The 467-nt window shown below is 45.8% G+C and carries 1 tRNA gene; it reads right to left on the bottom strand.

What is annotated here, in order from left to right:
• Window positions 1-202 precede the first annotated feature (202 nt).
• Window positions 203-288: transfer RNA gene (locus GT1_RS21895), tRNA-Leu, on the bottom strand.
• Window positions 289-467: the final 179 nt, after the last annotated feature.

Below are 467 nucleotides of genomic sequence, written 5' to 3'. Positions count from 1 at the left end.
ATTTAAAGTGCTCATTGAGCACCGCACATCTGGCTTTTTATGATGCATTACTTACATTGTTCAGTTTTCAGGGAACGGTTACTTCATTCTTCGCTGCCGCTTGTTTAACGGCAGAATATTATAATAGCATTTTCATTTGTTTATGTCAATACTATTATGTATTAATTTAATAAGTTTTGCAAAGTTTTGTGCTCTGCTTAAATGGTGCGGTAGAGTGGATTTGAACCACCACGAGGTTGCCCCCGCCAGCCCCTCAAGCTGGTGCGTCTGCCGTTCCGCCACTACCGCATGTATAAAAATTATAGGATGTTCTTCGCTACCGCTCAGAACTAAGCGATTCGCACAAGTTTCCGCGTCGCTCTCGCTCCTAAAAACTTGGCTCTCTGCTTATATGGTGCGGTCGAGTGGATTTGAACCACCACGAGGTTGCCCCCACTAGCTCCTGAGGCTAGCGCGTCTGCCGTTCC

The organism is Sporomusa sp. GT1, from assembly GCF_014634905.1.
Classification (GTDB): Bacteria; Bacillota; Negativicutes; order Sporomusales; family Sporomusaceae; genus Sporomusa; species Sporomusa sphaeroides.
Note: the sequence above shows the minus strand (reverse complement) of the source record. Positions and strands in the feature narration are given on the sequence as shown.